The sequence below is a fragment of the Nakamurella sp. genome, from assembly GCF_048594475.1.
Taxonomy (GTDB): domain Bacteria; phylum Actinomycetota; class Actinomycetes; order Mycobacteriales; family Nakamurellaceae; genus Nakamurella.
Genome location: NZ_JBMDXT010000226.1, coordinates 1 through 4,055, shown reverse-complemented (window position 1 = coordinate 4,055; position 4,055 = coordinate 1). Strand labels below are relative to the sequence as shown.

At 74.1% G+C, this 4,055-nt stretch carries 3 protein-coding genes and 2 pseudogenes; all 5 read right to left on the bottom strand.

Going from position 1 to position 4,055, the window contains the following annotated elements; all coding sequences use genetic code 11:
- Positions 1 to 230: 230 nt before the first annotated feature.
- Positions 231 to 1,346: pseudogene (gene proB / locus ACOJUF_RS10590) on the bottom strand (glutamate 5-kinase); the annotation flags it as partial.
- A 38-nt stretch (positions 1,347 to 1,384) separates the two neighbouring features.
- Entirely contained in the window at positions 1,385 to 2,854 is a 1,470-nt protein-coding gene (obgE, locus tag ACOJUF_RS10585; protein ID WP_420121815.1) for a GTPase ObgE, read from the bottom strand.
- Positions 2,855 to 2,985: 131 nt separating this feature from the next.
- Positions 2,986 to 3,264 carry a 50S ribosomal protein L27 gene (gene rpmA, locus ACOJUF_RS10580; RefSeq protein WP_420121814.1) on the bottom strand — a complete coding sequence of 93 codons (279 nt, stop codon included), beginning with the start codon at positions 3,262 to 3,264 and terminating at the stop codon, positions 2,986 to 2,988.
- Positions 3,265 to 3,298: 34 nt separating this feature from the next.
- Positions 3,299 to 3,610: a 50S ribosomal protein L21 gene (rplU, locus tag ACOJUF_RS10575; protein WP_420121813.1), complete on the bottom strand. Its 312-nt coding sequence runs from the start codon at positions 3,608 to 3,610 to the stop codon at positions 3,299 to 3,301.
- A 228-nt stretch (positions 3,611 to 3,838) separates the two neighbouring features.
- A pseudogene (locus ACOJUF_RS10570) lies at positions 3,839 to 4,055 on the bottom strand (hypothetical protein); the annotation flags it as partial.

Here is a 4,055-nt window from a genome sequence, read left to right as displayed (position 1 = left end):
GGGTGAGCACGGCCAGCTCGGCCGCCGCGGCCCGGGAGCGCCGCGCCGACGCCAGGACCTCGTCCCGGGTCGCGGACGTGGTCGCCCGGCGGGCGGGCGGAACCGTGCCGGCGGCGTCCGCACCGGCGGACGGGGCGGTGGACGGGGCGACCGGGTGCTCCAGGATGGACATGCTCGGATCCTTCGCTGGGCGGGGGAACTGCTGGATCGACCATAGTTGGCGACACCGCGACCAGGTCGTCGGCGTGCACGACCGGATGGCGCAGCTGCGGGGGCAGATCGGCCAGCGACCGGCCGATCATCCCGGGCAGTTCGCCGGCGTCGTGCCCGACGAACCCGCGGGCCACAACCTCGCCGGTCGGCGCCAGCAGGTCGACCACGTCACCGGACTCGAAGTCACCGAAGAAATGGGTGATGCCGGCCGGCAGCAGCGACTTGCGGCGCCGGACCACCGCGGTGACCGCACCGGCGTCCAGCCCGATCGAGCCGGCCGAGGTGGCCGCGTGCCGCAGCCAGAACAGCCGGGCCGGGGTGCGCCGGGTGGCCGGCGCGAACGCCGTGCCGACGACCGGGCCGGGGGCCGCCGCATCGGCCGGGACCAGGGCCGCGCCCGCATCGGCCGCCGACGCGAGCAGCACCGGGATGCCGGCGCCGGTCGCGGTCAGGGCCGACGTCAGCTTGGATTCCATGCCGCCGGTCCCGACGTCGCTGCCGGACCCGCCGATGGCGATCCCGGCCAGCACCGAGGCGTCGGGCACCTCCCGGACCGGCCGGGACCCGGGGTGCCGCGGATCGCCGTCGTAGAGCGCGTCCACGTCGGACAGCAGGATCAGCGCCTGCGCGCCGACCAGGTGCGCGACCAGCGTGGCCAGCCGGTCGTTGTCGCCGAACTTGATCTCCGCGGTGGCCACCGTGTCGTTCTCGTTGACCACCGGCACCACCCCGAACGCCAGCAGCTTGCCGAAGGTCCGCTGGGCGTTGCGGTAATGCGCCCGGCGGACCACGTCGTCGCTGGTGAGCAGCACCTGGCCGACCGTCAGCCGGTACCGGGCGAACGAGCTGGCGTAGCGGTGGGCCAGCAGCTGCTGCCCCACCGACGCGGCGGCCTGCTGGGTGGCCAGGTCGCGCGGCCGGCGGGCCAGCCCGAGCGGCGACAGGCCGGCGGCGATCGCCCCGGACGAGACCAGGACGACCTGGGAGCCGGCCGCCACGCGCGCGGCGATGGCGTCGACCAACCGGTCCAGCCGGGCCGGGTCGAGGCCGCCGGCCGCCGTGGTCAGGGAGGAGGAGCCGATTTTGACCACGACGGTCCGAGCCTGGCCGATGGCGCGCCGCGGCTCGGACACCGAGCCGGAGCCGGTGACGTCCAGCGCCTCCTGCACGCTCATCCGCCGTTCGCCGTCCCCTCCTCGTCGAGGGTGTGCCCCTCGACGTCGAGCCCGCGCCGCAGCCGGTGCAGCGCCTTGCGTTCGGCCGCCCCCAGCCGGTCGCTGCGCGAGATCCGCTCGTCGGTACCCCGCGCGGTCGGCACGACGTCGACCCCGGCCAGCGTGGTCGGCTCCCAGTCGAACGTGACGTCGGCGATCGTGACCGGCGCCCCCGGGCGCGCGCCGATGGCGGCGAGCTGCTCCTCGACGCCGAGCCGGGCCAGCCGGTCGGCCAGGTACCCGACCGCCTCCTCGTTGCCGAAGTCCGTCTGCCGGATCCAGCGTTCCGGCCGGGCCCCGGTCACCACGAAGCCGCCCTCGACCTCGGGGTCGACGGCCACCTGGAACTCCTCGGAGTCCACCGGCTTGGGCCGGACGACGAGCCGCGGCGGCACCGGGGCCGGGCGGGCCGCGCGGTCCGCGGCGACCGCCTGCGCCATCGCGAACTTCAGCTCGGACAGGCCCTCGTGGGTGACCGCGGAGATGCAGAACACCTGGTGGCCGGCCGCCTCGATGTCGGGCCGGACGAACTCGGCCAGCTCGCGGGCCTCGGGCACGTCGATCTTGTTCAGCACGACGAGCCGGGGCTTGCTGGTCAGGTCGGAGGCGAGCCCGGCGCCGTACTCGGCCAGCTCGTGCTCCAGCGCCTGGATGTCGGACATCGGGTCGCGCCCGGACTCGTACGTGGCGCAGTCGATGACGTGCACCAGCACCGAGCAGCGCTCGATGTGCCGCAGGAACTCCAGCCCCAGGCCCTTGCCCTGGCTGGCCCCCGGGATCAGGCCGGGCACGTCGGCCACGGTGAAGACCTCGGCCCCGGCGGTGACGACGCCCAGGTTCGGCTCCAGGGTGGTGAACGGGTAGTCGGCGATCTTGGGACGGGCCGCGGACAGCACCGAGACCAGCGAGGACTTCCCGGCGCTGGGAAAGCCGACCAGGCCGACGTCGGCGACGGACTTGAGCTCGAGCACCACCTCGGTGGATTCACCGGGCTCGCCGAGCAGCGCGAACCCGGGCGCCTTGCGCGCCCGGCTGGCCAGCGCCGCGTTGCCCAGACCGCCCCGGCCGCCCTTCGCGGCCACGTACCGCGCGCCGGGGCCGATCAGATCGGCCAGCACCTGGCCGTCCGGGCCCAGCACGACGGTGCCGGTCGGCACCTTCAGCTCCAGGCCGTCGCCGTTGGCGCCGTCCTTGTTGTCGCCCTGCCCGGGCCGGCCGTTGCCGGCCTTGGCGTGCGGCCGGAAGTGGAAGTCCAGCAGGGTGTGGACGTTGTCGTCGACGACGAGGGTGACGTCACCCCCGTTGCCGCCGTTGCCGCCGTCCGGGCCGCCGAGCGGCTTGAACTTCTCGCGGTGCACGGAGGCGCACCCGTGACCGCCGTTGCCGGCCTGCAGGTGCAGGACGGCGCGGTCGACGAACTTGGCCACGGTGACCTCCCTTCGCTCTCGGATCCCGCTCGACCTGTGTCGAGCCCGGTCGAGCCCTGCCGTTCAGGGCTCAGGACGCACGAAAGGGGCGGACCCGTCGAAACGGGCCGCCCCTGTCGAGGTGTGTCGCGTCAGACGGCGGCCGCGGTGGCCGCCGGCTCCGCAACGACGATGTTGACGGTCTTGCGACCACGCTTGCTGCCGAATGCGACCTCGCCCGCGACCAGCGCGAACAGGGTGTCGTCGCGGCCGCGGCCCACGCCCTCACCGGGGTGGAACTTGGTGCCCCGCTGCCGGATGATGATCTCGCCCGCGTTCACCTGCTGGCCGCCGAACCGCTTGACCCCGAGCCGCTGGGCGTTGGAGTCACGACCGTTGCGGGAGCTGGACGCGCCCTTCTTGTGTGCCATGTCGGCTTCTCCTCTACTACCCGTTCGACCGGCGTCAGCCGACAGAAATGGTGGTGACGCGGACCTTGGTCAGCGGCTGACGGTGCCCCTGGCGCTTGTGGTAACCGGTCTTGTTCTTGAACTTGTGGATGACGATCTTCGGGCCCTTGGTGTGGGCGACGACCTCGCCGGCCACCGACACCTTGGCCAGCGCATCGATCCCGGTGGTGACGGCCGCGCCGTCCACCACCAGCACTGCGGGCAGGGTCACCGCGGCGCCGGGGTCGCCCTCGAGCTTCTCGACCTCGATGACGTCGCCCTCGGCGACCTTGTACTGCTTGCCGCCGGTCTTGACGATCGCGTACATCAGACGCGCCTTCCTGCCTCTTGTCGTGCCAGTGATGGTGCTGCTGTCATAGTCCCGCCCACGCGCACCGATCGGCGCCGCGTTCACCGCGGGATCGACCGGGTGAAACCCAGGCAGTACGAAACACGCTGCGTCGCAGCGTGCCGGTTGTCCAGAGTACGCGGCCGGGTCGGCCGGGGCAAACCGGCCGGTCCGAGGCGCACCCCGGGCCGGCCGCCCACCCTTGACTCATCCGGCGGGCACGCTCTCGACGCCCGCGCCGTCCCCGCCGGTTCCCTCCGGCGCGGCCGAGCCGTCCGGCGCGGCCGACGGGCCGGCCGGCCGGGACGCGGCCCGCCGGCGCCGCGCCGGGGATGCCGCATCGGCGTCGGTGACGAGGTAGCCACCGGCCGGGCCGGGGCCCGAACCGTCGCCGTTCGCGGCGACCGGCGCGGGCGGGCCGACC

What these genes read in the sequence shown, in the direction of transcription:
- rplU (WP_420121813.1), bottom strand. Translation starts at nt 3,610, where the DNA reads ATGTACGCGATCGTCAAGACCGGCGGCAAGCAGTACAAGGTCGCCGAG.
- rpmA (WP_420121814.1), bottom strand. Translation starts at nt 3,264, where the DNA reads ATGGCACACAAGAAGGGCGCGTCCAGCTCCCGCAACGGTCGTGACTCC.